The 25,542-nt window shown below is 75.6% G+C and carries 22 protein-coding genes; all 22 read left to right on the top strand.

Annotation, left to right across the window (positions count from 1 at the left end; all coding sequences use genetic code 11):
* Window positions 1-85: 85 nt before the first annotated feature.
* The 22 genes from WCD41_RS21275 (at window position 86) to dapA (ending at window position 25,398) form a co-directional block, all read left to right on the top strand.
* Window positions 86-1,576 carry a UDP-N-acetylmuramoyl-L-alanyl-D-glutamate--2,6-diaminopimelate ligase gene (locus WCD41_RS21275; RefSeq protein ID WP_337716149.1) on the top strand — a complete coding sequence of 497 codons (1,491 nt, stop codon included), beginning with the start codon at window positions 86-88 and terminating at the stop codon, window positions 1,574-1,576.
* Entirely contained in the window at window positions 1,573-3,018 is a 1,446-nt protein-coding gene (locus WCD41_RS21270; protein ID WP_337716147.1) for a UDP-N-acetylmuramoyl-tripeptide--D-alanyl-D-alanine ligase, read from the top strand. The genes WCD41_RS21275 and WCD41_RS21270 overlap by 4 nt, the downstream gene beginning before the upstream one ends.
* A complete protein-coding gene (mraY, locus tag WCD41_RS21265; RefSeq protein ID WP_337716145.1) occupies window positions 3,015-4,082 on the top strand; it encodes a phospho-N-acetylmuramoyl-pentapeptide-transferase in 1,068 nt (355 codons plus the stop codon). Before WCD41_RS21270 ends, mraY begins: the two co-directional genes overlap by 4 nt.
* Window positions 4,075-5,526 (top strand): UDP-N-acetylmuramoyl-L-alanine--D-glutamate ligase, encoded by a 1,452-nt coding sequence (gene murD / locus WCD41_RS21260; RefSeq protein ID WP_337716143.1) that lies wholly within the window; start codon window positions 4,075-4,077, stop codon window positions 5,524-5,526. The genes mraY and murD overlap by 8 nt, the downstream gene beginning before the upstream one ends.
* On the top strand, window positions 5,523-6,842 hold the full coding sequence (gene ftsW / locus WCD41_RS21255) for a putative lipid II flippase FtsW (protein WP_337716141.1): 1,320 nt from the start codon (window positions 5,523-5,525) through the stop codon (window positions 6,840-6,842). The genes murD and ftsW overlap by 4 nt, the downstream gene beginning before the upstream one ends.
* A gap of 32 nt (window positions 6,843-6,874) precedes the next feature.
* Window positions 6,875-7,987: an undecaprenyldiphospho-muramoylpentapeptide beta-N-acetylglucosaminyltransferase gene (gene murG / locus WCD41_RS21250; RefSeq protein WP_337716139.1), complete on the top strand. Its 1,113-nt coding sequence runs from the start codon at window positions 6,875-6,877 to the stop codon at window positions 7,985-7,987.
* Entirely contained in the window at window positions 7,984-9,483 is a 1,500-nt protein-coding gene (murC, locus tag WCD41_RS21245; RefSeq protein WP_337716138.1) for a UDP-N-acetylmuramate--L-alanine ligase, read from the top strand. Before murG ends, murC begins: the two co-directional genes overlap by 4 nt.
* 10 nt (window positions 9,484-9,493) lie before the next feature.
* Window positions 9,494-10,396 (top strand): cell division protein FtsQ/DivIB, encoded by a 903-nt coding sequence (locus WCD41_RS21240; RefSeq protein WP_337716136.1) that lies wholly within the window; start codon window positions 9,494-9,496, stop codon window positions 10,394-10,396.
* A gap of 298 nt (window positions 10,397-10,694) precedes the next feature.
* Window positions 10,695-12,107 carry a cell division protein FtsZ gene (gene ftsZ / locus WCD41_RS21235; RefSeq protein WP_337716133.1) on the top strand — a complete coding sequence of 471 codons (1,413 nt, stop codon included), beginning with the start codon at window positions 10,695-10,697 and terminating at the stop codon, window positions 12,105-12,107.
* 67 nt (window positions 12,108-12,174) lie between these two features.
* On the top strand, window positions 12,175-12,885 hold the full coding sequence (pgeF, locus tag WCD41_RS21230) for a peptidoglycan editing factor PgeF (protein WP_337716994.1): 711 nt from the start codon (window positions 12,175-12,177) through the stop codon (window positions 12,883-12,885).
* Window positions 12,882-13,598, top strand: coding sequence for a YggS family pyridoxal phosphate-dependent enzyme (locus WCD41_RS21225; RefSeq protein ID WP_337716131.1), 717 nt, complete (start codon window positions 12,882-12,884; stop codon window positions 13,596-13,598). The genes pgeF and WCD41_RS21225 overlap by 4 nt, the downstream gene beginning before the upstream one ends.
* An 83-nt stretch (window positions 13,599-13,681) precedes the next feature.
* A complete protein-coding gene (locus WCD41_RS31250; protein ID WP_444876308.1) occupies window positions 13,682-14,614 on the top strand; it encodes a cell division protein SepF in 933 nt (310 codons plus the stop codon).
* Between the two features lie 507 nt (window positions 14,615-15,121).
* Window positions 15,122-16,063 (top strand): DivIVA-like cell division protein Wag31, encoded by a 942-nt coding sequence (gene wag31, locus WCD41_RS21215; protein ID WP_337716129.1) that lies wholly within the window; start codon window positions 15,122-15,124, stop codon window positions 16,061-16,063.
* A gap of 68 nt (window positions 16,064-16,131) precedes the next feature.
* Complete coding sequence (locus tag WCD41_RS21210) at window positions 16,132-17,691, top strand: hypothetical protein (protein ID WP_337716127.1); 1,560 nt, start codon at window positions 16,132-16,134, stop codon at window positions 17,689-17,691.
* Between the two features lie 116 nt (window positions 17,692-17,807).
* Window positions 17,808-19,379: a potassium/proton antiporter gene (locus WCD41_RS21205; protein ID WP_337716125.1), complete on the top strand. Its 1,572-nt coding sequence runs from the start codon at window positions 17,808-17,810 to the stop codon at window positions 19,377-19,379.
* Window positions 19,376-19,936 carry a signal peptidase II gene (gene lspA, locus WCD41_RS21200; protein WP_337716123.1) on the top strand — a complete coding sequence of 187 codons (561 nt, stop codon included), beginning with the start codon at window positions 19,376-19,378 and terminating at the stop codon, window positions 19,934-19,936. Before WCD41_RS21205 ends, lspA begins: the two co-directional genes overlap by 4 nt.
* Window positions 19,933-20,862 (top strand): RluA family pseudouridine synthase, encoded by a 930-nt coding sequence (locus tag WCD41_RS21195; protein WP_337716120.1) that lies wholly within the window; start codon window positions 19,933-19,935, stop codon window positions 20,860-20,862. Before lspA ends, WCD41_RS21195 begins: the two co-directional genes overlap by 4 nt.
* Before the next feature lie 113 nt (window positions 20,863-20,975).
* The gene (locus tag WCD41_RS21190; protein ID WP_337716118.1) at window positions 20,976-21,635 is read left to right on the top strand and encodes a hypothetical protein; all 660 of its coding nucleotides are present in this window, start codon (window positions 20,976-20,978) and stop codon (window positions 21,633-21,635) included.
* A 173-nt stretch (window positions 21,636-21,808) separates the two neighbouring features.
* Entirely contained in the window at window positions 21,809-23,071 is a 1,263-nt protein-coding gene (locus WCD41_RS21185; RefSeq protein WP_337716116.1) for an NAD(P)/FAD-dependent oxidoreductase, read from the top strand.
* A gap of 76 nt (window positions 23,072-23,147) precedes the next feature.
* On the top strand, window positions 23,148-24,128 hold the full coding sequence (locus WCD41_RS21180) for a malate dehydrogenase (RefSeq protein WP_337716112.1): 981 nt from the start codon (window positions 23,148-23,150) through the stop codon (window positions 24,126-24,128).
* Between the two features lie 13 nt (window positions 24,129-24,141).
* The gene (locus WCD41_RS21175; protein WP_337716110.1) at window positions 24,142-24,522 is read left to right on the top strand and encodes a cupin domain-containing protein; all 381 of its coding nucleotides are present in this window, start codon (window positions 24,142-24,144) and stop codon (window positions 24,520-24,522) included.
* A gap of 33 nt (window positions 24,523-24,555) precedes the next feature.
* Window positions 24,556-25,398 (top strand): 4-hydroxy-tetrahydrodipicolinate synthase, encoded by an 843-nt coding sequence (dapA, locus tag WCD41_RS21170; protein WP_337716108.1) that lies wholly within the window; start codon window positions 24,556-24,558, stop codon window positions 25,396-25,398.
* Window positions 25,399-25,542 lie beyond the last annotated feature (144 nt).

The following is a 25,542-nucleotide window of genomic DNA, read 5'->3' as shown; positions in this document are numbered from 1 at the left end:
GGGACGGGTCGGCGGCGGTGCTCCCGGTGGCGGTCCCGCCCCCACGGACGAGGGCCCGCTGCGGCCCCGCCGGACGGAGCCCGTGATGATCACTGCTGTCGCCGAGCGCATCCGCTCCGCCCGCCCGGACGACGGGCCGGTGGAGATCGTCGGTGACGCCGGCGCGCGGGTCACGGGGGCGACGCTGCGGGCCCACGAGGTGCGTCCCGGCGACCTGTTCGCCGCCCTGCCCGGAGCCCGCGCCCACGGGGCCGACTTCGCCGACCGGGCGCTCGAGCGCGGCGCGGCGGCCGTGCTCACCGACGCCGCCGGCGCCGAGAGGGACGCCCTGCGGGGGTCCGACGTTCCCGTCCTCGTCCACGCCGACCCGCGCGCCGCGATCGGCCCGGCGTCGGCGCTGGTCTACGGCGACCCGTCGACGCGCCTCGAGGTCCTCGGCGTCACCGGCACCAGCGGCAAGACGACCACGGTCTACCTGCTCGAGGCGGCCCTGGCGGCCGCCGGCGCCACCACCGGGCTGATCGGCACCGTGGAGACCCGGCTCGGCGGGCAGCGCCTGCCCAGTGCGTTCACGACACCCGAGGCGCCGGACCTGCAGGCCCTGCTCGCGCGGATGGCCGACGACGGCGCGACCCACGTGGCCATGGAGGTCTCGAGCCACGCGCTGAGCCTCGGCCGCGTCGCCGGCACCGGGTTCGCCGTGGGCGCCTTCACCAACCTGTCGGCGGAGCACCTCGACTTCCACGCCGACATGGAGGACTACTTCGCCGCCAAGGCGCGCCTGTTCGACGGGCGTTCACGGCACGAGGTCGTCTGTGTCGACGGTCCCTGGGGCCGCCGGCTGGTGACGGACGGGACCGTGACGGTCGGTGCCCCCGACGCCGACTGGCGCGCCGAGCACGTCGTCGCCCTGCCCGACGGCACCCAGCGCTTCACCGTCCACGGCCCGGACGCGCTCGAGCTCCCGGTGACCGTCCGCCTGCCCGGCGCCTTCAACGTCACCAACGCCCTGCTCGCCCTCGCGTGCGGCGCGGCGACGGGCCACGACCCGGCGGTGCTCGCCCGCGGCCTCGCGCAGGTCCGCGTGCCGGGCCGCATGCAGCGCGTGGAGACCGGCCAGCCGTTCCTCGCCGTCGTGGACTACGCCCACAAGCCGGCGGCGGTCGAGGCGCTGCTGCAGACCCTGCGTGCCGGGACGAGCGGGCGCGTCCTCGCCGTCCTCGGCTGCGGCGGCGACCGCGACCGCGCGAAGCGCCCCGTCATGGGCCGGCTGGCCGCGCAGCTCGCCGACCACGTCTGGATCACCGACGACAACCCGCGCACCGAGGACCCGGCCGCCATCCGTGCCGAGATGCTGGCGGGTGCCCGCGAGGTCGACGGCGCGCTCGTCGACGAGGTCGGCGACCGCCGCGAGGCCATCGCGGCCGCGGTGGCCGACGCCCGGCCCGGCGACGTGGTCGTCGTCGCGGGCAAGGGCCACGAGACCGGACAGCAGGTCGGGGACCACAAGGTCCCCTTCTCCGACGTCGACGAACTGGAACGAGCCCTGAAGCGGTCCGCCGGTGGTCGCCCGTGATCGAGCTGACCCTCGCCGACGTCGCCCGCATCACCGGCGGCCGGCTGCACGGCGCCACCGGGGACGAGCGCGTCACCGGCAGCGTCGAGTTCGACAGCCGAGCGGTGACCCCGGGCGGGCTCTTCGTCGCCCTGCCCGGCGAGCGCGTCGACGGGCACGACTTCGTGGACAAGGCGCGCAGCGCCGGCGCCGCGGGCGTCCTCGCTGCCCGCGAGGTGGACGCCCCGGCGGTGATCGTGCCGCCGGTCCGCCAGGTGTCCTCCTCCTACGTGCTCGCGGCCGACGCGGACGGCGCCGGGGCGGGTGTCCTCGCGGGGCTCGCCCTGCTGGCGCGCCACGTCGTCGACGTCCTCGCCGCCGACGGGCTGCTCGTCGTCGGCATCACGGGCTCGTCGGGCAAGACCTCGACCAAGGACCTCGTCGCGCACCTCCTCGAGGCGGCCGGCGAGACCGTCGCCCCGCCCGGCTCCTTCAACAACGAGCTCGGCCACCCGTGGACCGCCCTGCGCGCCACCCCGTCCACCCGCCACCTCGTCCTCGAGCTCTCCGCGCGTGGTCCCGGCCATGTCGCGGCCCTGTGCCGGGTCGCGCCGCCGCGGATCGGCGCCGTGCTCAACGTCGGCTCGGCGCACCTGGGCGAGTTCGGCTCGCGCGAGGCGATCGCGCAGGCCAAGGGGGAGCTGGTGGAGGCCCTGCCGCGTGACGGCGTCGCCGTCCTGGGCGCCGATGACCCGGTCGTGGCGGCCATGGCGCAGCGCACCACCGCGCGCGTCGTGCACGCCGGGCGGGCGCCCGAGGCGACCGTCCGGGCCGTCGACGTCACCATCGACGACGCCGGGCGCGCCGCGTTCCGCCTGGTCACGCCCGACGGCGAGGCTCCGGTGCGCCTCGGGCTGCACGGCGCCCACCACGTCGACAACGCCCTCGCCGCGGCGGCGGTGGCCCTCGCCGCGGGCCTGGACGTCGCGACGATCGCCGAGCGCCTCGGCACCGCGGCGCCCCGCTCGCGCTGGCGCATGGAGCTCACCGAGCGGCCCGACGGCGTGCGGGTGCTCAACGACGCCTACAACGCCAACCCGGAGTCGATGCGCGCCGCGCTGGCGACTCTCGGGGCCATGAGCGGCCGGCACACCGCCGTGCTCGGGATGATGGCTGAGCTCGGCGACGACGCCCCCCGCGCGCACACGGAGCTCGGGCGCGAGGTCGCGCGCACCGGGGTGGAGCGTCTCGTGGTGGTGGGGGCGGACGACGCGGTCGTGCGCCTGCACGAGGCGGCCGCCGGCGCGGGCGTCGACTCCCACCTGGTGGCGGACGCGGCCGCGGCGGCTGAGATGGTGACGGCCGGTGTGGCCCCCGGGGACGTGGTCCTGATCAAGGCGTCCCGGTCGGCCGGGCTCGAGAAGGTGGCCGAGGTGCTCGTGGACGGGGAAGGGGCCCGATGAGGGGCGTGCTGGTGGCGGCAGGGGTCGCGCTGGCCGTGTCGATCCTCCTGACCCCGTACGTGATCCGGCTGTTCATCAAGCAGGGGTTCGGCCAGGAGATCCGCGAGGAGGGCCCGCAGAGCCACCGCGGCAAGCGGGGGACGCCGACCATGGGCGGCGTCGCGATCCTCGCGGCGGTGTGGGTGGGCTACCTCGCCGCCCACCTCGTCGGCGACGTCGCGATCTCCGCGTCGGCCCTGCTGGTGCTGATGCTGATGACGGCGCTGGGGATCGTCGGGTTCCTCGACGACTTCATCAAGATCCGGCGCCAGCGCAACCTGGGGCTGAACAAGACCGCGAAGCTCGTCGGCCAGTTCGTCAGCGCCGTCGTGTTCGCCGTGCTCGCGCTGCAGTTCCCCGACGAACAGGGCCTGCGGCCGGTCTCCACGAACCTCTCGTTCGTGCGCGACATCGCGGTGATCGGCTTCGGCGCGGTCGGGTTCGTGCTGTTCTGCTACCTCATCGTCACGGCGGCCTCGAACGCCGTGAACCTCACCGACGGGCTCGACGGCCTGGCCGCGGGGACGTCGGCGATGGTGCTGGCGACGTACCTCATCGTGTCGTTCTGGCAGTTCCGCAACGCGTGCGGCGTGCAGATCGAGGCCGGCTGCTACCAGGTGCGCGACCCGCTCGACATCACGCTCGTCGCCGCCGCGGCGATGGGGGCGTGCATCGGGTTCCTGTGGTGGAACGCCGCGCCCGCCCGGATCTTCATGGGCGACACGGGCTCGCTCGCGCTCGGCGGGCTCTTCGCCGGCCTGGCCATGGTGACGCGCACCGAGCTGCTGCTCGTGGTGCTCGGTGGCGTGTTCGTGGTGGAGGCGCTCTCGGTCGTCATCCAGGTCGCGGTCTTCCGGACGACACGGCGCCGGCCGTTCCGCATGGCGCCCTTCCACCACCACTTCGAGCTCGCGGGCTGGGCGGAGACCACGGTCATCATCCGGTTCTGGCTGCTCGCGGCGATCTGCTGCGCGCTGGGGCTGGGGCTGTTCTACAGCGAATGGCTGGCGGCGTCGGGTGGTTAGCTGGCCCGACCGCCATGTGCTCGTCGCCGGGGCACGCCGCACGGGCCTCTCCGTCGTCGACGTCCTGCTCCACCTCGGTGCTCGGGTGACCGTCGCCGACGGCGACCCGGCCCAGCTCGACACGCTCGGGGACCGCCCGGTGGCCCGCACGCAGGACCTCGCCGCGCTGCCCGACGGGGTCGACCTCGTGGTCACGAGCCCCGGCTTCCGCGTCGACTCCCCGTTGGCGCTGGCCGCGCGGGCCGCGGGGGTGCCGATGGTCGGGGAGCCCGAGCTGGCCTGGTGGCTCGGCGACGACCCCGCGGTCTGCCCGGACGGCCCGCCGCGCTGGCTCGCCGTCACCGGCACCAACGGCAAGACCACGACGACGACGATGCTCGAGGCGATCCTGCGCGCGGCGGGGGAGGACACCGTCGCGTGCGGCAACATCGGGCTGCCGGTGGTCGACGCCCTGCGCGCCGGGCACCGGGTGCTCGCCGTGGAGCTCTCCAGCTTCCAGCTCGAGTGGTCGCCGTCGGTGCGCCCGTTCGCGGGAGCGGTGCTCAACCTCGCCGAGGACCACCTCGACTGGCACGGCTCGATGACCGCCTACGGCGCGGCCAAGGCCCGCGTGCTGCGCGGGGAGGTCGCCGTCGGGGGCCTCGACGACCGCGAGGCGGCGGCCCTGCTCGCCGCCGCGCCGGCGCCGCGCCGGGTGGGCTTCACCCGCGGCGAGCCGGCCGCGGGCGAGCTCGGGCTCGTCGACGGGCACCTGGTGGACCGCGCGTTCGGCGAGCGCACCCCCCTCGCCGCCGTCGCCGACGTCGCCCCGCCCGGGCCGCCCGGCGAGGCCAACGCGCTCGCCGCCGCCGCCCTCGCCCGGGCGCACGGCGTGGCACCGGAGGCGGTCGCCGCCGGGCTGCGCGCGGTCGCCCCCGGCCCGCACCGGGGCGCGGTGGTGGCCGAGGCCGGCGGGGTGCGCTGGGTCGACGACTCGAAGGCGACCAACCCGCACGCCGCCGCGGCCTCGCTCGCCGCGCACCCGCGGGTGGTGTGGGTGGCGGGCGGGCTGCTCAAGGGCGCCGACGTCACCGACGTGGTCGTCGCGCACCGCGGGCGGCTGGCCGGCGCCGTCGTGCTGGGCCGCGACCGGGCGGTGGTGGCGGCAGCCCTGGCGCGACACGCCCCCGAGGTCCCCGTCCTGGACGTGGGCGGAGGCGACGATGGGGCCGTGACGGATCCCGAGCACGGCACCGACGGCATGCTGCGCGCGGCCCGGGGCGCCGCGACCCTGGCGCGGCCCGGCGACACCGTGCTGCTCGCCCCGGCGGCAGCGTCGATGGACATGTTCCGCGACTACGCCGCGCGCGGCGACGCGTTCGCCGCCGCGGCGCGCACGGTCGCGGGCGGGGGCGGCGCGCACGGCGCCGCCGTCGCCGACGTCGAGTCCACCCGGGCGACGTGAGCGCGCCGGCCCGCGGTCCGGGCCGGCCGGGTCGTCCGGGACGGGGTCCGTCCCGTCCCGGCGTCCTCGCCTCCGCCCGCACGGCGCTGCACCAGTGGCTCGAGCGTCCGCTGACCTCGCTGCACCTCGTCCTCGCGGTGTTCGGGCTGCTGACGGCGCTGGGCCTGGTGATGGTGCTCTCGGCGTCGGCGGTGTCGTCCTACGCGGCGGGCGGGTCCTCGTACGGGGTCTTCCTCCGGCAGTCCGCGTTCGCGCTGATCGGCCTCGCCCTGTTCTGGCTGGGGCTGCGCATCCCGCCCCGGCGGCTGCGCGCGGCGAGCCCCTGGCTGCTCGCCGGGTGCCTCGTGCTGCTCGTGCTGGTGCTCGTCCCCGGGCTCGGCGCGGTGGTCAACGGCTCGCGCAGCTGGTTCCGCGTCGCCGGGCTCTCGCTGCAGCCCTCCGAGCTGACGAAGATCGCGCTCGCGCTGTGGGGCGCCCACGTCCTCGTGCGTCACCGTCCCCACCCGCGGACCTGGCGCGCCGCGCTCATGCCGCTGCTGCCGGTGTCGCTCGGCGTCCTCGGGCTCGTCCTCGCCCAGCCCGACCTCGGCACCACGGTGTCCCTGATGATCATCGTGTTCGCGCTGCTGTGGTTCGCGTGCGCCCCGCTGGGCCTCATGGCGTTCATCGTGTCCAGCGGCGTCGTGGCCTCGGTGGTGCTCGGCATCGTCGCCACCTACCGCCAGAGCCGCATCACCGCGTTCCTCAACCCCGAGACCGCCGACCCCCTCGGCCCCGCCTACCAGGCCCGCCAGGCGCTGTACTCGCTCGCCGACGGCGGCCTGTTCGGCGCCGGGCTCGGGCAGGGCCGCGCCAAGTGGGACTACCTGCCCAACGCCGACAACGACTTCATCTTCGCGATCATCGGCGAGGAGCTGGGGTTCGTCGGCGCGGCGGCCGTCATCGCGCTGTTCGCGACCCTCGCCTACGTGGGCCTGCGGATCGCCGTGCGCAGCGTCGACCCGTGGATCCGTGTCGTCGCATCGACGCTGACGGTGTGGCTGGTGGCGCAGGCCTGCATCAACATCGGCTACGTCGTCGGGCTGCTGCCGGTGACCGGCATCCCGCTGCCGCTGGTGTCCTCGGGCGGCACGTCGCTCGCGCTGGCGCTGCTCTCGGGCGGGCTGCTCGCGAACTTCGCGCGGCACGAGCCCGAGGCCGCCCGGGCGCTGCGGGCGCACGGTCAGGGGCGCCTCGCGCGGGCCCTGCGCCTGCCCGAACCGGAGGTGTCGGCCCGCGCGGCGGGGCGGTCGGGCGCGCGGGGAGGGGGCCGGTGACGGGCCCGGCGGGCGATCCGGACCATAGGGGGATGGACACCCCGCTCTCCGTGGTCGTGGCCGGTGGTGGCAGCGCGGGGCACGTCGAACCCGCCCTCGCCACGGCGGACGCGATCCGCAGGCTGCGCCCGGACGCACGGATCACCGCCCTGGGCACCGAGAAGGGCCTCGACACCCGCCTGATCCCGGCGCGCGGCTACCCGCTCGAGCTGATCCCGCCGGTGCCGTTGCCGCGCAAGCCGAACGCCGACCTGGCGCGGCTGCCCCTCCGCGTCGTCCGCTCGGTGCGCCGGACGCGCAGGGTGCTGCGGGAGGTCGGTGCCGACGTGGTCGTGGGCTTCGGCGGCTACGTGGCGCTGCCCGCCTACCTCGCGGCGGCCTCGATGCGCCTGCCGATCGTCGTGCACGAGGCGAACGCGCGTGCCGGGATCGCGAACAAGGTCGGCGCCCGGTTCGCGCGCGAGATCGCCGCCGCCGTCCCGGGCAGCGGGCTCGCCGGCGCGCGCGTCATCGGCATCCCGCTGCGCCGGGCGATCACCGACCTGGACCGGGCCGGGCTGCGGGCGCAGGCCCGCGAGCACTTCGGGCTCGACCCGGACGCGCCCGTGCTGCTGGTGTTCGGCGGCTCGCAGGGCGCGCGCTCGCTGAACGAGGCGGTCTCGGCGGCCGTGCCGGCGCTGACCGCGGCCGGCGTCTGGGTCCTCCACGCCCACGGGCCGAAGAACGAGCCCACGGTCGAGGCGCCCGGTTACGTCCCGGTGCCCTACCTCGAGCGGATGGACCTCGCCTACGCCGCGGCGGACGTCGCCCTGTGCCGGTCGGGCGCGATGACCGTCGCGGAGGTCTCGACGGTCGGGCTGCCCGCGATCTACGTGCCGCTGCCGCACGGCAACGGCGAGCAGGAGCTCAACGCGCGCCCCGTCGTCGACGCCGGCGGCGGCATGGTCGTCCCCGACGCCGAGCTCACCGGTGAGCAGGTCGCGACGCTCGTCACCGGCCTCGTCGCGGACCCCGCACGGCTGGCGGCCACCGCCGCGGCGGCCCGGCGTTCGGGCCACGCGGGGGCGGACGAGACACTGGCGCGGACGGTGCTGGACGTGGCGGGTCACGTCGGCACGAGCGTGACGGGGAGGACCCAGGCATGAGCCCGACGGACCAGGCGGAGCAGGTCACCGACTCCGGGGTGCCCCCGCTGCCTCGTCTGCTCTCGCGGGTGCACTTCATCGGCGCCGGCGGGGCGGCGATGAGCGGGATCGCGCGCATCCTGCTGGCGCGCGGGGCGATGGTGTCGGGCTCCGACGCGAAGGACTCGCGGGCCGTGCTCGCCCTGCGCACCCTCGGCGCCGAGGTCACCGTCGGCCACGACGCCCACAACCTCGACCTGCTGCCCGGCGGCCCGACCTGCCTCGTCACGACGAAGGCCGTGCACCAGGCCGACCCGGACAACCCCGAGCTCCTCGAGGCCGCGGCCCGCGGCGTCCCGGTGCTGCACCGCTCGGCGGTGCTCGCCGAGCTCATGGCCGACCACCGCGCCGCGTGCGTGTCGGGCAGCGCCGGAAAGACCTCGACGACCTCGATGCTCGTCGTCGCGCTGCAGGCGTGCGGCGAGGACCCGTCGTTCATGATCGGCGGCGACCTGCTCGCGTCCGGGTCGAGCGCCCACCACGGGCTCGGGGACGTCTTCGTCGCCGAGGCGGACGAGAGCGACGGCTCCTTCCTCGCGTACTCGCCCGCGGTCGCGATCGTCACCAACGTCGAGCCCGACCACCTCGACCACCACGGCACCGCCGAGGCCTACATGGCGGTGTTCGACGCCTTCGCCGCGCGGGTCGAGCCGGGCGGCGCGCTCGTCGTCTGCGCCGACGACCCCGGCTCGGCGACCCTCGGCGACCGGGCCGCCGCCACGGGGGTGCGGGTGCGCCGCTACGGCCGCGCGGCCACCGGCGAGGACGACGTCCGCGTGCTCGACTACCGCGCCGAGGGCTCGACCGGGATCCTGCGGCTGTCCCTGGGCGGGCAGTCCCACGAGCTGCGCCTCGGGGTGCCCGGCGAGCACCAGGCCCTCAACGCCTGCGCCGCCCTGCTCGCCGGCGTGGACCTCGGCGCCCCGCTCGACGGCCTGCTCGCCGGGCTCGCCGGGTTCGACGGTGTCCGCCGCCGCTTCGAGTACCGGGGCACCGCGTCCGGGGTGCGGGTCTACGACGACTACGCCCACGCGCCCACCAAGGTCGCCGCCCAGCTGCGCGCCGCCCGCCCCGTGCTCGGCGAGCACGGCCGCCTCATCGTGGCGTTCCAGCCGCACCTCTACTCGCGCACGCGCGACTTCGCCGCCGAGTTCGGCGCCGCGCTGTCGCTGGCCGACGAGGTCGTGGTGCTCGACGTGTACGGCGCGCGCGAGCAGCCGGAGCCGGGCGTCAACGGCGAGCTCATCGCCCGCCAGCTCACGCTGCCCGTCGAGAACGTGCACTACGAGCCGTCGTGGGGTCAGGTGCCCGCGCTGCTCGCCGACCTCGCGCGCCCCGGCGACCTCGTCGTCACGATGGGCGCCGGCGACATCACCGTCCTCGGGCCCGAGGTGCTCTCCGAGATCGAGCGCCGGGCCGCCCAGGACGGGGACTCGCCGGGGACCGACGCGCGGTGACCGGACCCGTATGAACGGCCCGGCCCGACCCACCGGACGACCCGGCCGCAGCGGCCGGGCGAGCCGGACGGGCCGGGCGGGCCGGGGTGAGCGGGGCGCCCGGACGGATCGGCCGGAGCGCGCCGACCGGCGCGACGAGCGCCGGCACGGGGGCGCCGGCGCCCGGCCCGAGGGGGCCGCGTCCGGGTCGCCGGGCCGGGCACGCCGACCGCGTCCGGCCGTCAGCGGCACGGTGCGGCGCCGCCGCGGGCTGTGGGCGGGGCTCGCCGTCGGGCTCCTGCTCGTCGCGGCGGCCGTGTACCTGACGGTGTGGTCGCCCCTGCTCGACGTCCGCGAGGTGCAGGTCGTCGGCGCCGCCCCGGACCAGGTCGAGGCGGTCCGCGCCGCGGCGGCCGTCGAGCCCGCCACCTCGCTGCTGTGGCTGGACACCGACGACATCGGCGAGCGCGTGCGCACCCTGCCGCGCGTCGCGACCGTCGACGTCGCGCGCGACTGGCCCGGCACCCTCGTCGTCACCGTCGCCGAACGCGAACCGATCCTGGCGACACCCGCCCCCGGCGGCGGGGTGGTCCTCGTCGACGCCACCGGCCTCGGCTACCGCACCATGCCGGCCCGCCCGCCCGGCGTCCCCGCCCTCACGCTCCCGCCGGGGCTGCTCCCGTCGCCGGACGAGCCGGGCACGCGCGCCGCCGCGGACGTCGTCGTCGCCCTGCCCGCGTCGCTGCGCGCCGACCTGGTGGAGGTGCGGGCGAACGGTCCCTACGACGTCGCGTTCGTGCTCACCGGCGACCGCGAGGTCCGCTGGGGCGCCGACGCCGACAACGAGCGCAAGGCCGCGGTGCTCGCCGCGCTGCTGACCCGCCCCGGCAGCGTCTACGACGTGTCCACCCCGGACCTCGCCGTCGTGCGCTGAGGTCTCGCTGCTGCCGCTCACGACGGCGACCCCGGCCGAGGCCACTGCGACACGCGAGTGGAGTCTCGAGGACCGGTCGAGGGTTGACGCCCGCGGCGACCGCCCGGCGATGAACCGTCGATGACGTGGGGACACGCCCGGCGCGCCTCGTGGAAATGCCGTCCCGGGCCTGCCTACCGTGCGCACGTCGCCCAGCTCAGCAGAGCCTCAACCTAGACCTCCACTGAAGGTCGAGGGTTGGCGACACGCCGGACCCGGACGACGACCGTCGACCAGACCCAGCTCGAAAGGCGAACACATGACGCCCCCGCACAACTACCTGGCCGTGATCAAGGTGGTCGGCATCGGTGGCGGCGGCGTCAACGCCGTCAACCGCATGATCGAGGTCGGCCTCAAGGGCGTCGAGTTCATCGCGGTGAACACCGACGCACAGGCGCTGCTCATGTCCGACGCCGACGTCAAGCTCGACGTCGGCCGTGAACTCACCCGCGGGCTCGGCGCGGGCGCGGCGCCCGACGTGGGTCGCCGCGCTGCCGAGGACCACCGCGAGGAGATCGAGGAGGTCCTCAAGGGGGCCGACATGGTCTTCGTGACCGCCGGCGAGGGCGGCGGCACGGGCACCGGCGGCGCGCCGGTGGTCGCGAGCATCGCCCGCAAGCTGGGTGCGCTGACGATCGGCGTCGTCACCCGACCGTTCAACTTCGAGGGCAAGCGCCGCGCCACCCAGGCGGAGAACGGCATCACCGAGCTGCGCAACGAGTGCGACACGCTGATCGTGATCCCGAACGACCGGCTCCTGCAGCTCGGCGACGTGGGCCTCTCGCTCATGGACGCCTTCCGCAGCGCGGACGAGGTCCTGCTCTCCGGTGTCCAGGGCATCACCGACCTCATCACCACGCCGGGTCTGATCAACCTCGACTTCGCCGACGTCAAGAGCGTCATGTCCGGGGCGGGCAGCGCGTTGATGGGCATCGGTGCCGCCCGGGGCGAGAGCCGCTCGGTGGAGGCGGCCGGCAAGGCGATCAACTCCCCGCTGCTCGAGGCCAGCATGGACGGCGCCTACGGGGTGCTGCTCTCCATCGCCGGCGGGTCCGACCTCGGGCTGTTCGAGATCAACGAGGCGGCGTCGCTCGTCCAGGAGGCCGCCCACCCCGAGGCGAACATCATCTTCGGGACGGTCATCGACGACTCCCTCGGCGACGAGGTCCGGGTGACGGTCATCGCGGCCGGCTTCGACTCCGGCTCGCCGACCCACAAGAAGCTCGAGCCCCAGGCCCTCGGGTCGGCCTCGCCGGGCTCCCCGACCGCGACCGCCTCGGCGCAGGCCGGGCAGGTCCAGCGGCCCGCTCCGCCGGTGACCGCCGGCAACCCGTCCCCGTCGTCGACCCCGACGGTCCCGGCGGCGCCCGCCGTCGACCGCAGCACGCTCGACCGTGACCGCGCGGCCGCCGCGACCGCCGCGACCGGTGGCCCGGCCGCCGGCTCGACCAACGGCGCCGGCTCGACCGGCCCCGCCCCGAGCGACCCGGCGGGCGCGGCCGCGGCGTCCAAGCCCCCGGAGACCCCGGCGGCCGCCGCCTCGACGTCCTCCACCGCCACGTCCCCCGCCTCCACCTCCCCGTCGTCGGTGAACGCCCCGACCACCGAGACGCCGGCCGCCCGCGCGGCGGACGAGGACGACGTGGACGTCCCGTCGTTCATGAGACGCTGAGGGCGTGGCTGCCGGCTCCCGATCCGCGACCGCGCACGACACCGACGGCGGCACCACGTCGTCGTCGGTGCGTGTCCGGCGTGTCCTGACGACCCGGGCGGGAGGCCGTTCCGCGCCGCCCTACGACCGGTTCAACCTCGGCGACCACGTCGGGGACCACCCGTCGGCAGTGGCGGCCAACCGCCGCCGCCTCGGTGAGGGCATCGGCCTGGGTCCGGAGCGGGTGGCGTGGATGAACCAGGTCCACGGCACCGACGTCGCCGTGGTCGACGCCGCCGGTGGCGACACCCCGACGGCCGACGCGCTCGTCACCGACCGCCCGCGGCTCGCGCTGGCCGTCGTCGTGGCCGACTGCGTGCCCGTCCTGCTCGCCGACCCCGGCGCCGGGGTGGTCGCGGCCGCCCACGCCGGGCGCCGCGGGGCCGCCGACGGCGTCCTCGAGCGCACGCTCGAGGCGATGACCGGTCTGGGCGCGGAGACCGGGCGGGTCGAGGTGCTCCTCGGCCCCGCGATCTGCGGCGAGGACTACGAGGTGCCCGCCGCGATGCGCGACGAGGTCGAGGCCGTGCTGCCCGGCAGCGCGGCCACCACCCGCATCGGGACGCCGTCGCTCGACCTGCGCGCCGGCCTGCGCCGTCGCCTCGCCGACCTCGGGATCACCCGCGTCGACGTCGACACCCGCTGCACGTTCGAGGACGACCAGCTCTTCAGCCACCGGCGCGCCCGCCCCACCGGGCGGCTCGCGGCGGTGACGTGGTGGGAGTACGCCCGGCCGTGACGGACGACCGTCGTGCCCAGCTCGCCGACGCGCTGGCCGCCGTCCGCGAGCGCGTGGCGGAGGCCGCCCGCGCGGCCGGCCGCGACCCGTCGGACGTCGGCCTGCTCGCGGTCACGAAGACGTGGCCGGCGTCCGACGTCGCGCTGCTCGCCGACCTCGGGCTCACGGCGTTCGGGGAGAACAAGGAGCAGGAAGGATCGGCCAAGGCGGCCGAGCTCGCCGACCTGCGCCCCGACGTCGCGGCCCGCTGGCACGTCGTGGGGCGGTTGCAGCGCAACAAGGCCCGCCACCTCGTGCGGTGGGCGCACGCCGTCGACTCGGTCGACTCCCCGCGCCTCGTGGACGCCCTGGAGGCCGCCGCGGCGAAGGCGGCCGACGCCGGCGAGCGCGTCGAACCGCTCGAGGTCCTCGTCCAGGTGAGCGTCGACGCCGACCCCGAGCGCGGTGGCGCGCCCGTCGGTGAGGTGCCCGACCTGGCCGACCGGGTCGCCGGGTGCGAGCACCTGCACCTCGGCGGGCTCATGACCGTCGCGCCGATGGACGTCGCGCCGGAGGAGGCCTTCGCCACGGTGTGGGAGCTCGCGACGCGGGTACGCGCGTCGCACCCGGGCGCGACGACATTGTCGGCGGGCATGTCCGGGGATCTCGAAGCCGCGGTCACGTACGGGTCGACGTGCGTGCGTGTCGGAACGGCGCTGCTCGGCTGTCGGTAGCTAGCGTTCCGTGTGAGTGAACGACACGGATGTGACTCACCGCGTGTGGTGCGAGGGGTCCCCGTCGGACAGGGGAGAGGGCCATGACCACTCTGCACCGGGTGAAGGCGTACTTCGGCATGGTCCCGGCCGATGAGCTCGACGAGTACGACGGCTACGAGGACGACCGCTACGACCGCGACCGGCACCCCGCGGAGCGGCACTCCGGTGACCGCCACCGCTACGGGAGCGACCGGTACGACGAGCGCTACGACGACCGTTACGACGGCCGCGACTCCTACGAGAGCGGCTGGCACGGCCGGGGCCGGGCGACCGACGACGCCCGGGACGGGCGGGAGTCCCGAGACTCGCGCGACCTCCGGGACGCCCGCGACGCCCGCGACGTCCGGGAGTCCCGCGAGTCCCGGTACGACCGCCACGACCGGTTCGACGACTCCCGGGAGCGCCGCGCGCCGCGGCCCCGCGACCCGGAGGTCACCGAGATCCGGCGTGACGACCGTGACGACCAGGCCGCCGACGCGGCGGCACGCGCCGGCCGGGGACGCAGCTGGGCCGCCGCGAGCGGCACGGGCCACACGTCGGTCCGGCCGACCACCCCGCGGACCCCGCCGTCGCTGTCCTCGACGTCCGCGTCGGGGGCCTCCTCGTCCGCGTCCTCGTCGGGCGCCGCCACCGCGGCTCCGGTGAGCCCGCTGAAGAGCGCGGCCGCCCCCGCGGAGAGCGAGGCGCAGAGCGCCCCCGCCGAGATCACCTCGCTGCAGCCGAAGAGCTACAACGAGGCCCGGGTGATCGGGGAGCGCTACCGCGACGGCATTCCGGTGATCATGAATCTCACGGAGATGGACGACGTCGCGGCGAAGCGGCTCGTCGACTTCGCCGCCGGCCTCGCCTTCGCGCTGCGCGGGTCCATCGAGAAGGTCACCAACCGCGTGTTCTTGCTCTCGCCGCCCAACGTCGAGGTCTCGGCGGCGGACCGCCGGAAGCTCGCGGAGACCAACTACGCCCGGACCTCCTGAGGCGGTCCCGGGGTTGTCGTCCGCGCCATAGTGGCTACGCTCACCGGCCTGTCGTGGGATCGCCGTCACGTCCACGGGTCGGCGAGCGATGCACGTCAGGCGGGTCCGGGTCGTCCGGGAACCCTCCTCGGGCGGCGGTGCCGCGCGGCCGAACGGGCGACGCTGCGGACGGCGCGCCGGATGGCCTCTCCCGTGCGCCGAGCGTGCCCGCGCGGCTACGGCATGTCCGGCGGGCTCGGGATCCGGTCCTGTCACCGCACGTAGAGGGTCACGGACCGTCACGACCCGACCGGCGGATCGCCGTCCGGCCTGTCAATCGGTAGGTCTGTGGGTTTTCCCACGCCCGCTCGTGGCGCTGCGTCACCATTCGGGCGGCGAGGGCAGCGCGTCACTGGACCCGTCCATTATGGTTCTGTCGCTCGCAGAGGTCATACTCTGCGGGTGGCGGAGCTCGAAGAGCCCGAGGTACCTGGGGTTCCGCAGCCGAGGAGTGCTTGAGGAGATCCGATGCCGCTGACCCCCGCCGACGTTCACAACGTCGCGTTCAGCAAGCCACCGATCGGGAAACGGGGCTACAACGAGGACGAGGTCGACGCGTTCCTCGACCTCGTCGAGGCCGAGCTCGGTCGCCTGCTGGAGGAGAACAACGACCTCCGCGAGCAGGTCGAGCAGCTCGAGCAGCAGCTCTCGTCGGCGCACGCCGACCTCGACGACGCGCGCAGCAAGGCCAGTGCGGCGCAGAGCGCGAGCGCCAACTCGGGCCCGGCGACGCAGGTCTCGGCCCCGCCGCCGAGCCGCCCGGTCGAGGACGTCCCGCGCACCGTGCAGCAGCCGATGCCGCCGGCCCAGCCCCAGCAGCCGCCGATGGCCCAGACGCAGCAGGCCGTCGTGCCGCCGCCGTTCGGGATGTCGGAGCAGGGTCAGGGCGGTGCGGGCGGTGGCGACCACCACGTCCAGGCCGCCAAGGTCCTCGGGCTCGCCCAGGAGATGGCCGACCGGCTCACCGCCGAGGCCAAGTCCGAGGCCGACGGGATGCTCGCCGACGCGCGCACCAAGTCCGAGCAGCTGCTCTCCGAGGCGCGCACGAAGTCGGACAGCATGGTCAACGAGGCGCGCACCCGCGCCGAGACGATGCTGAACGACGCGCGCACCCGCGCGGAGACCCTCGAGCGGCAGGCGCGGGACAAGGCCTCGACGCTCGAGCGCGACGCGCAGCGCAAGCACAACGAGACGATCAGCCTCATCGAGCAGCAGAAGGGCGGGCTCGAGAAGAAGATCGACGAGCTGCGCACCTTCGAGCGCGAGTACCGGACCCGGCTGAAGACCTACCTGGAGTCGCAGCTGCGCGACCTGGACGGCCGTGGCTCCGCCGCGCCGGACAACGGCCGCAACGGCGCCAGCGGGTACGCGACCAGCGGCTACGGCTCCCGCGCCGAGGCCGGCAGCTGACGGAGGCCGCGCGGCCCGCTCCGCCCTCGTGCGGAGCGGGCTCGTGGCCCTGAGTGGGGGTCCCGACCGTGCTGCTCCTCGTCCTGCTGGCCGTGCTGATCGCCTTCGGGCTCCTGGTCGTCGCGGTGGTCACCTCGGTGGCCACGTGGGCCTGGGGCTCGGTGATCGCCAGCGTGCTGGCCGCCGCGCTCCTCGTCGCCGACGTCATCCGGCGTCGTCGGCGGGAGCGTGACCGAGGCACCACCGGAACCGCGGCCGCCGCGCCGCAGGCGTCCGGGTCCTCCGGACCGATCGCATCGAGCTCGTCGCCCTCCGGGTTCGCCCCGGGCACGCACTCCTCGGGCCCGGGACAGGGCTCCCCGGAGGCGGCGCCGACGTCGGTCACCGCGGGCTCCGGGCCGCCGCCCGCGAGCGGCACCGGGCCCCAGCAGGGACCCCCGCCGCCGGGTTCTTCGCAGCAGGGCTCTCCGCAGCAGGGACCGCACCAGCACGGCGGTCCAGCCGCCGGCCCGCAGCAGCAGGGGCCGTCCGGCCCGAGTGACGCGGCCGTCGCCCCCGGGGCGCCGTCGCGGGCTCCCGCCGGCCCGGACGGTCGGGACGGCCACGGCGCCGACGGTCCGCGCCAGCAGCAGGGCCCGCCGCAGGGCCAGCAGCAGAGTCAGCAGCAGGGACCGCACCAGCACGGTCCGCAGGGCCAGCCGTTCGGCGACCGCAACGGTGAGCGCCCGGCCGCCGCCGGCGCCGCCGGAGCGGCGGCGGCAGGGCTCGCCGGCGCCGGAATCGCCGGCGCCGCGGCGTCGCGTCCGTCCGGGTCTGCCGGGGCGTCGGGACCCCCCGGATCGGGACCGGGCGGAGCCGGTCCGGCCGGCTCGTCGTCCGGATCGCCCGCCACCCGGTGGGCGAGCACCACGGCACGCCCCGGCTCCGAGCCCTCCCGCGTGGCCGGTGCCCCGCAGGGCGCGCGCCTGCTCGGCATGCTGCCGATGCCCGGCACCCCCGCCGAGGCCCGCCTCGGTGGCGCGCCCGCTGCGGCACCGTCCGGGCCCTCGGCGCCCGTCGGTGCCCCTCCCGCCGGACGCCCCGGCGCCGAGGCCGGCGACGACGCCGCCACCACGCGGATCGACTTGAACGACATCTCCCGCGCGCGCCACCAGCAGGGACACGGGGACGGCGCGGCCGCCAACGGCGGTCCCGGTGGCCCCGGTGCTCCCGGTGCTCCGGGTGCTCCGGGCCGCCCGCCGCAGGGCGCGCCCGGCCAGCCGCCGGCGGGAGCACCGCCGTTCGGGCAGGCACCCGGCGGCCGTCCTCCGGGAGGACCACCGGGAGGACCGCCGGCGGGACAGCAGCCCGGGCCCCCCGGCGCCCCGCCGCCCCCGCCGCCGGCCGCGCAGCCGGAGGAGGAGGTCGTCGACGACGCGACCCGGCAGGCCGCCGCGGGTCTCGACGACGAGGTCCTCGTCATCGACGAGGAGCCCCTGTTCCACCTGGGTCGGTGCAGCTACCTCTACGGCCGCGAGGTGATCCCGCTCCCGGTCGCCGAGGCGCTCGACCTCGGCTTCACCGGCTGCTCGTGGTGCACCCCGGTCGGCGCGCTCGCGGGAGCGCGCAGCGCCGACAGCCGCCGCTGACGCCGCCCCCGGTGCGACCGGCGTGAACCGGCTCACCGACCGGAGATCCCGGCACGTTCCGGGCACGTCGGCTCGCTAGGGTCGTCCCCTTCCACCAGGGGGAGGGGTGACGACACGTGGACCAGCTGCCTCTCCTGCTCGGGGTGGGCGCGGCGGTCGTGCTCGTCTCCGTGCTCGCCGTGCGCGTGTCCACCCGCGTCGGGCTGCCCTCGCTGCTGATCTACCTCGGGATCGGGGTGGCGCTGGGGGAGTCGGGCCTGGGAATCCGCTTCGACGACGCCGGCCTCACGCAGGCGCTCGGGGTGGCGGCGCTGGTGCTCATCCTCGCCGACGGCGGGCTCTCGACGCGCTGGACGACGGTGCGGCCGGCCCTGGGGCTCGGGCTCGCCCTGTCGACGGTCGCGGTGGCGGTGAGCATCGGGGTCACCGGCGTCGCGCTGTGGGCGCTCCTGGATCTCGACCTGCGGGTCGCGTTCCTCTGGGGCGCGGTGCTCTCGTCGACGGACGCGGCCGCGGTGTTCAGCGTCCTGCGCAACCTGGGCCTGAGCGGGCGGCTGGTCGGGTCGCTCGAGCTCGAGTCCGGGCTCAACGACGCCCCGGTCTTCCTCGCGGTGGTGCTCCTGTCGTCCACGGCGGCGCTGAGCTGGGTCGACCCGCTGCTCGTCGTCTACGAGCTCGCCCTCGGCGGCCTGCTCGGCGCCGCGCTCGGACGGCTCGGGGCGCTCGGGCTGCGCCGCGCGGCGCTGCCGGCGACCGGGCTCTACCCGCTCGCGACGCTGGCCGTGTGCATCCTCGCGTTCGCGTCGGCGCAGCTGCTGCACGCCTCGGGGCTGCTCGCGACCTACGTCGCCGCGCTCGTGCTCGGCAACTCGACACTGCCGCACCGGGAGGGCTCGCGCTCGTTCGCCGAGGGGCTCGGCTGGCTCGCCCAGATCGGGCTGTTCGTGCTGCTCGGGCTCTACGTGTCGCCGGAACGTCTCGCCGGCGCGGTCGTCCCGGCGCTGATCGCGGGTGCGGTCCTGCTCTTCGCCGCCCGCCCGCTGTCGGTGGCGGCCGCGGCCGTCGGGTTCCGGGTGCCGTGGCGCGAGCAGGTGTTCCTCTCGTGGGCGGGGCTGCGCGGTGCCGTGCCGATCGTGCTCGCCCTGGTCCCGCTCACCGAGGGGCTGCCCGGTGCCCGCGCGCTGGTGGACGCCGTGTTCGTCCTCGTGGTGGTGCTCGTGCTCCTGCAGGGCACGACGCTCCCGTTCGTCGCCAAGCGGCTCGGGCTGACCGGTGACTCCCGGGTCGAGGAGATCGAGGTCGACGCCGCCCCCCTCGACTCCCTGCGCGCGGACCTCCTGCAGATGACCGTGCCCGTCGGGTCGAGGATGCACGGGGTCTACGTCCGCGAGCTGCGGCTGCCCGAGGGCTCCGGGCTCAGCCTCGTCGTCCGCGGCGGCTCGAGCTTCACGCCGCAGGGCGAGAGCCGGATCCAGGAGGGCGACCAGCTGCTCGTCGTCACCACCGAGACCGCCCGCGACGCCGCGGAGCAACGTCTGCGCTCGGTCGACCGGTCCGGCCGCCTCGCCCGCTGGCGGGGCGACACCGGGGGCACACCGTCGCTGCGGGCCGGCAACGATCGCGCTGCGCGGGGCGAGCGCGGCACCCCGCCGGGGGACGGGACGGGTCCTGGGACGATGGACCGGTGAGCAGCGCACCCACCGAGCCCGACAGCGCGCCCGAGGCGCCGGGGGACCGCCCGCCGAAGCGTGTCGCGATGCTGGCGGCGATCGCGGTGACGGTCGTGCTCCTGGACCTCGTCACCAAGATCGTCATGGTGTCGTGGCTGGCGGACGGCGAGCGGGTGCCGTTGATCGGCGACCTCGTGTCGTTCACGCTCATCCGCAACCCCGGGGCGGCGTTCTCGTTCGCCACCGGCATGACGTGGGTGCTGACCCTCGTCGCCCTCGCCGTGGTCATCGGCATCGCGCGGTTCGCCCGCCGGCTGCGCTCGCGCGGGTGGGCGCTCGCGCTCGGGCTGGTGCTCGGCGGGGCGCTCGGCAACCTCGTCGACCGGTTCTTCCGGGGGCCCGGGCCGCTGCAGGGCCACGTCGTCGACTTCGTCTCCGTCGGTTGGTTCCCGGTGTTCAACGTGGCCGACTCGGCGATCACCGTCGGCGGGGTGCTCCTCGTGTTGCTGGCCCTGCTCGGCCGCGACCTCGACGGCACCCGCACGGGCTCGACCGACGAGGACGCCGACGCATGAGCCTGCGCACGCTGCCCGTCCCCGACGGGCTCGACGGGATGCGCCTCGACGCCGGGCTCGCCCGGATGCTCGGCCTGTCGCGCACCATCGTGGCCGAGCTCGCCGCCGACGGTGCCGTCCGCGTCGACGGGTCCCCGGCGGGCAAGTCCGACCGGCTCGTCGCCGGCGCCTGGCTCGAGGTCGAGCTGCCCGAACCGGCGGAGGCGACGACGGTCGTCACCGCCGAGGCCGTCGACGGCCTGGTCGTGCTCCACGAGGACGACGAGATCGTCGTCGTCGACAAGCCGGTCGGTGTCGCGGTGCACCCGAGCCCCGGGTGGACCGGCCCGACCGTGGTCGCGGGGCTCGCCGCGCTCGGGATCCGCATCGCCACCAGCGGCGCCGCCGAGCGCCAGGGCGTGGTCCACCGGCTCGACACCGGCACCACCGGGGTGATGGTGGTCGCGAAGTCGGAGCGCGCCTACTCGGTGCTCAAGGCGGCCTTCCGCGAGCGCACCGTCGCCAAGGTCTACCTCGCGGTCGTGCAGGGCCACCCCGACCCGAGCGAGGGCACGATCGACGCGCCCATCGACCGCCACCCCAAGCAGGACTGGAAGTTCGCGGTGGTCACCGACGGGCGGCCCAGCGTCACCCACTACCGCACGCTCGAGGCGTTCCGGGCCGCGTCGCTGCTGGAGGTGGAGCTGGAGACGGGCCGCACGCACCAGATCCGCGTGCACTTCTCCGCCGTGCGCCACCCGTGCGTCGGCGACATCACCTACGGCGCCGACCCGGTGCTCGCCCGCACGCTGAAGCTCGACCGGCAGTGGCTGCACGCCCACCGCCTCGGCTTCCACCACCCCGCCGACGGGCGGTGGGTCGAGTTCGTCAGCGAGCCGCCCGCCGACCTCGCCCAGGCGCTGGAGACGCTGCGGGCGGCGAGCTGAGCACGCCGGGGTCGCCGGACGACGACGGGGACGACGACGGGGACGACGACGGGGACGACGACGGGGACGTCGACGGGGACGTCCGCCTGCGCTGGCCCACCGTCGCGATCGTCGTGGCCGCGGTCCTCGTGGTCGCCCTGATCACCGCCTGGGTGGCGGGGTCCGCCGTGGGTCCCGGCAGCGGGGGCGTCCCCGGCAGCACCGACGCGACGCGCCTCGGGCCCGCGGCGGGGGAGGACGTCGCGTCGTACCTCGAGCGCGCGCGGGCGGTCCCGCCCGGGCCGTCCGGCCCGCGCCTCGCGCTCGTGACGTTCGCCGCCGGGCAGGACGTCGCCGGGGCCGCCGCGGCCGTGGACGGCACGACCGCGCGGGAGGCCGTCTTCCGCGTGCCGTTGCCCCGGGTGCAGACCGCCCTGCGCCGGGTGCCGCTCGACGTGACCGGCGCCGTCGCCCCGGCCGAGGCCCTGCGTCTCGCCGAGGCCCAGGCGGCCAACCGTGCGGGGGAGCAGGCCCGCACGTCGTCGGGGCGCCCGGCGACCGTGGCCGCGACGGAGTCGGCGCGCCTGTCCGCGGGGTGCCCGTGCGTGCTGGCGGCGGTCGTCGAGACCGATCCCGCGCTCGTGCCGGCCCTCGCCGCCCGGGCCGGGGTACGCGCGGTGGAGGTGGCGCCGGCCGGGGCCCGCCCGGGCGCGCTCGCGGTGTCGCCGCTGCTGCCCGAGCAGACCGCGACCGTCGGCCCCGTCCCCGACGACGGCCCCGTGCCCCCGCCGTGAGCGTGACCCGGGTCTCGTGATCGACCCGACAGGTGACGTCCCGGTGACGCCTCCCGGGGCACGGCGTGGGGGAGGAGCATGGCGGGTAGAGCGATGAGGAACCGTCCGTCGGGCACCTGCTGAATCGTCACGTCCAGCACCGACGGACCCCTGGCGAGAGGAGTGCGGACACCATGACCGCCGAACCGTCGTCCCTCACGGACGCCGACCCGCGGCCGCACGTGGTCGTCCTCGGCGCCGGCTTCGCCGGCCTCTCCGCCGTGCGGTCGCTGCGCAAGGCCCCGGTGAAGGTCACCCTCGTCGACCGGCACAGCTACAGCACCTTCCAGCCGCTGCTCTACCAGGTGGCGACCGGTGCGCTGAACCCCGGCGACATCACCTACGGCGCCCGCGGGTTCGCCGCCCACACCGGCGCGTACTTCCGCAAGGGCGAGGTCACCACCGTCGACCCCGAGACCCGCACGATCTCCCTCGACGTGGGCCCGGACCTGCACTACGACTACCTGGTCATCGCCAACGGCGTGACCACCAACTACTTCGGGGTCCCGGGCGCCGCCGAGCACGCCTTCCCCATCTACACGCGCGGTGAGGCGCTGGCCGTCCGCGACCGGATGACCAGCTACCTCGACCACATCGCCGCCACCGGCGAGGCGCGCGGCGCGTCGGTCGTCGTGGTCGGCGGCGGCGCCACCGGCGTCGAGATGGCGGGCACGCTCGCCGAGCTCCGCAACACCGTCCTGCCGAGCCGCTACCCCGAGCTCGACCCCGGCGAGGTCCACGTCGTGCTCGTGGAGATGACCGACAAGGTCCTCCCGCCGTTCGCGCCCCGGCTGCGGGAGTACGCCGCCGAGCAGCTGCGCGCCCGCGGCGTGGAGCTGCGCCTCGAGGCCGCCGTCAAGGAGGTCCGCCCCGATTCGGTGCTCCTCGCCGACGGCACCGAGCTCGACGCGAACATGACCGTCTGGGCGACGGGCGTCGCGGCGCACGAGCGGGTGAAGAACTGGGGCCTGCGACAGGGCAAGGGCGGCCGGATCGTCGTCGGCGGCGACCTGCGCGTCCCGGACCACCCCGAGATCCTCGTCGCCGGGGACATCGGCGTCATCGAGGACGACGCGCTGCCCCAGCTCGCACAGCCGGCGCTGCAGACCGGGCAGCACGCGGGCCGCACGATCATGCATGTCCTCGCCGGGGAACCGACCGAACGGTTCCACTACAAGGACAAGGGGACGATGGCGACGATCGGTCGGCTCTCGGCCGTCGCCGACATCGCCCACGGCCCCAAGCTCGTCGGCGTGCTGGCCTGGCTGACGTGGATGTTCGTGCACATCTTCGCGCTGCTGGGCAACCGCAACCGGGTCTTCGTCACGCTCGGCCTCGCGTTCCGCTACCTCGCGCAGCGCCGCGGGGTGATGGTCGTCGGCGACGACCCGGGCTGAGCGACCCGCGGCCCGACGTGCAAGGCTCCGGCCGCACCCGAGATCGCCTGAACCGACAGAACGCAGGAGCGAAGGCATGGCGCCCACCCCCGTCAACGTCACCGTCACCGGCGCGGCCGGACAGATCGGCTACGCGCTGCTCTTCCGCATCGCCGCCGGCGACCTGCTGGGGGAGGGCGTGCCGGTCCGGCTGCGGCTGCTGGAGATCCCGCAGGCCGTGAAGGCCGCCGAGGGCACCGCGCTGGAGCTCACCGACGGCGCGTTCGAGCTGCTCGACGGCATCGACGTCTACGACGACGCCACCAAGGCCTTCGAGGGCACCAACGTCGGCCTGCTCGTCGGCGCGCGGCCCCGCACCAAGGGCATGGAGCGCGGCGACCTGCTCGAGGCCAACGGCGGCATCTTCAAGCCGCAGGGCGAGGCGCTCAACGGCGCCGCGGACGACGTGAAGGTGCTCGTCGTCGGCAACCCGGCCAACACCAACGCGCTCATCGCGCGGTCGAACTCCGACGTGCCGGCCGACCGCTTCACCGCCATGACGCGCCTCGACCACAACCGCGCCGTCGGGCAGCTCGCGACCAAGTTCGGCGTGCGCGTCGGCTCGGTCTCGAAGCTCACGATCTGGGGCAACCACTCGGCCACCCAGTACCCCGACGTCACCTACGCCGAGGTCGACGGCAAGCCGATCGCCGACCAGGTCGAGCAGAGCTGGCTCACCGACGAGTTCATCCCGCGGGTCGCCAAGCGCGGCGCGGAGATCATCGAGGCGCGCGGCGCGTCGTCGGCGGCGTCCGCGGCCGCGGCGGCCATCGACCACGTCCACACCTGGGTCAACGGCACCAAGCCGAACGACTGGACCTCCGCGGCGATCGTCTCCGACGGCTCCTACGGCGTGCCCGAGGGCCTGGTGTCGTCGTTCCCGGTCACGGCGTCGAACGGGAGGTTCGAGATCGTCCAGGGCCTGGAGATCAGCGACTTCTCCCGCGAGCGGATCGACGCGTCGGTGAACGAGCTCGCCGAGGAGCGCGACGCCGTCCAGAAGCTCGGTCTCGTCTGACACGCTGTCGGGCGTGAGCAGCGAACCGGTCGAGGTCTTCCGCGGCGACCAGCTGGCCGAGGGCGACCCGACGCCGGGCATGCGGCGCGAGGTGGCGTTCTCGACCGACGCGCTGTGGGCGGGCCTCGTCCACACCGAGCCCGGCGCGGCCTCGGGGTGGCACCACCACGGTGAGCACGAGACGAGCCTCTACGTCGTGCACGGGGCGATGCGGCTCGAGTTCGGCCCCGGCGGCGATCACGTCGTCGAGGCCGGACCCGGCGACTTCCTGCGGGTGCCGCCGCACACCGTGCACCGCGAGTCCAACCCGACCGGCGAGCGGTCCACCGCGGTCATCGGGCGTGCCGGGGACGGCCCGCCGACGGTCAACGTCGACGGGCCGGACCCGGCGTAGACCGCTCCCGGTGCGGTGGGGCAACCTGAGGTCATGACCCTCGGAGCCGTCCTCACCGCCGTCGTCACCCCGTTCGCCCCCGACGGCGCGGTCGACGAGAAGGCGTTCGTCGACCTCATGGGCCATCTCTACGCGCACGGCTCGGACGGGCTCGTGGTGTGCGGCACCACCGGCGAGGCGTCGACGCTCTCCACCGAGGAGCACCTGCGCCTCGTCGAGCTTGCCCTGGAGCACCGGCCGGCCGGGAAGACCGTCGTCGCCTCCACCGGCTCGAACGACACCCGCCACGCCTGCGAGATGACCGAGCGGGCCACCGAGCTGGGTGCCGACGCGATCCTCTCGGTCACCCCGTACTACAACAAGCCCAACCGGCGCGGGATGCTCGCGCACTTCGGGGCGATCGCCCGGGCCACCGACAAGCCCGTCGTCCTCTACAACATCCCCTCGCGCTGCGTCGTCGACCTGCCGAACGAGCTGCTCGCCGAGCTCGCCCAGATCGAGCGGATCGACTACGTCAAGCAGGCCAACAACGCGAACCTCGCGCCCGTCGACGGCCTCGGCATCTACGCCGGCAACGACGACCTGTTCGGCTCGGTCCTCGAGATGGGCGGCTGCGGCGGCATCCTCGTCGCGAGCCACGTCGTCGGGACCGAGATGCGGCGCATGGTCGACGAGCCGGACCAGCGCGCCGAGATCGAGGCGTCGCTGAAGCCGGTGTTCGACGCGCTCGGGGTCACCACCAACCCGATCCCGGTCAAGGCGGCGCTCGAGCTGCTGGGCCACCGGGCCGGCGGCCTGCGCCTCCCGCTGCTCGAGGCCGACGAGCACGAGCGCGAGGTCGTGCGCTCCGCGCTGGCGGGGGCCGGGCTGCTCTGACGCCGGGGTCCCGCGCAGGGCGTACCCGCTTGACGGTGCCTCTCGCGAGGGCGCGCGGCGGGCGGGGGTGATCAGGGGCGGTGTGTGCACCTCCGGGGCGCTCACGAGGTGTGTCGTGACCGGCGACATCCTTGACACGCCGTA

The organism is Actinomycetospora aeridis (genome assembly GCF_037400275.1).
GTDB classification, from domain to species: Bacteria; Actinomycetota; Actinomycetes; order Mycobacteriales; family Pseudonocardiaceae; genus Actinomycetospora; species Actinomycetospora aeridis.
The sequence above is the reverse complement of the archived record's forward strand: the minus strand, read 5'-3'. Positions and strand labels throughout refer to the sequence as shown.

What these genes read in the sequence shown, in the direction of transcription:
- WCD41_RS21275 (WP_337716149.1), top strand. Translation starts at nt 86, where the DNA reads ATGATCACTGCTGTCGCCGAGCGCATCCGCTCCGCCCGCCCGGACGAC.
- mraY (WP_337716145.1), top strand. Translation starts at nt 3,015, where the DNA reads ATGAGGGGCGTGCTGGTGGCGGCAGGGGTCGCGCTGGCCGTGTCGATC.
- murG (WP_337716139.1), top strand. Translation starts at nt 6,875, where the DNA reads ATGGACACCCCGCTCTCCGTGGTCGTGGCCGGTGGTGGCAGCGCGGGG.
- murC (WP_337716138.1), top strand. Translation starts at nt 7,984, where the DNA reads ATGAGCCCGACGGACCAGGCGGAGCAGGTCACCGACTCCGGGGTGCCC.
- WCD41_RS21240 (WP_337716136.1), top strand. Translation starts at nt 9,494, where the DNA reads ATGAACGGCCCGGCCCGACCCACCGGACGACCCGGCCGCAGCGGCCGG.
- ftsZ (WP_337716133.1), top strand. Translation starts at nt 10,695, where the DNA reads ATGACGCCCCCGCACAACTACCTGGCCGTGATCAAGGTGGTCGGCATC.
- WCD41_RS31250 (WP_444876308.1), top strand. Translation starts at nt 13,682, where the DNA reads ATGACCACTCTGCACCGGGTGAAGGCGTACTTCGGCATGGTCCCGGCC.
- wag31 (WP_337716129.1), top strand. Translation starts at nt 15,122, where the DNA reads ATGCCGCTGACCCCCGCCGACGTTCACAACGTCGCGTTCAGCAAGCCA.
- WCD41_RS21195 (WP_337716120.1), top strand. Translation starts at nt 19,933, where the DNA reads ATGAGCCTGCGCACGCTGCCCGTCCCCGACGGGCTCGACGGGATGCGC.
- WCD41_RS21185 (WP_337716116.1), top strand. Translation starts at nt 21,809, where the DNA reads ATGACCGCCGAACCGTCGTCCCTCACGGACGCCGACCCGCGGCCGCAC.
- WCD41_RS21180 (WP_337716112.1), top strand. Translation starts at nt 23,148, where the DNA reads ATGGCGCCCACCCCCGTCAACGTCACCGTCACCGGCGCGGCCGGACAG.
- dapA (WP_337716108.1), top strand. Translation starts at nt 24,556, where the DNA reads ATGACCCTCGGAGCCGTCCTCACCGCCGTCGTCACCCCGTTCGCCCCC.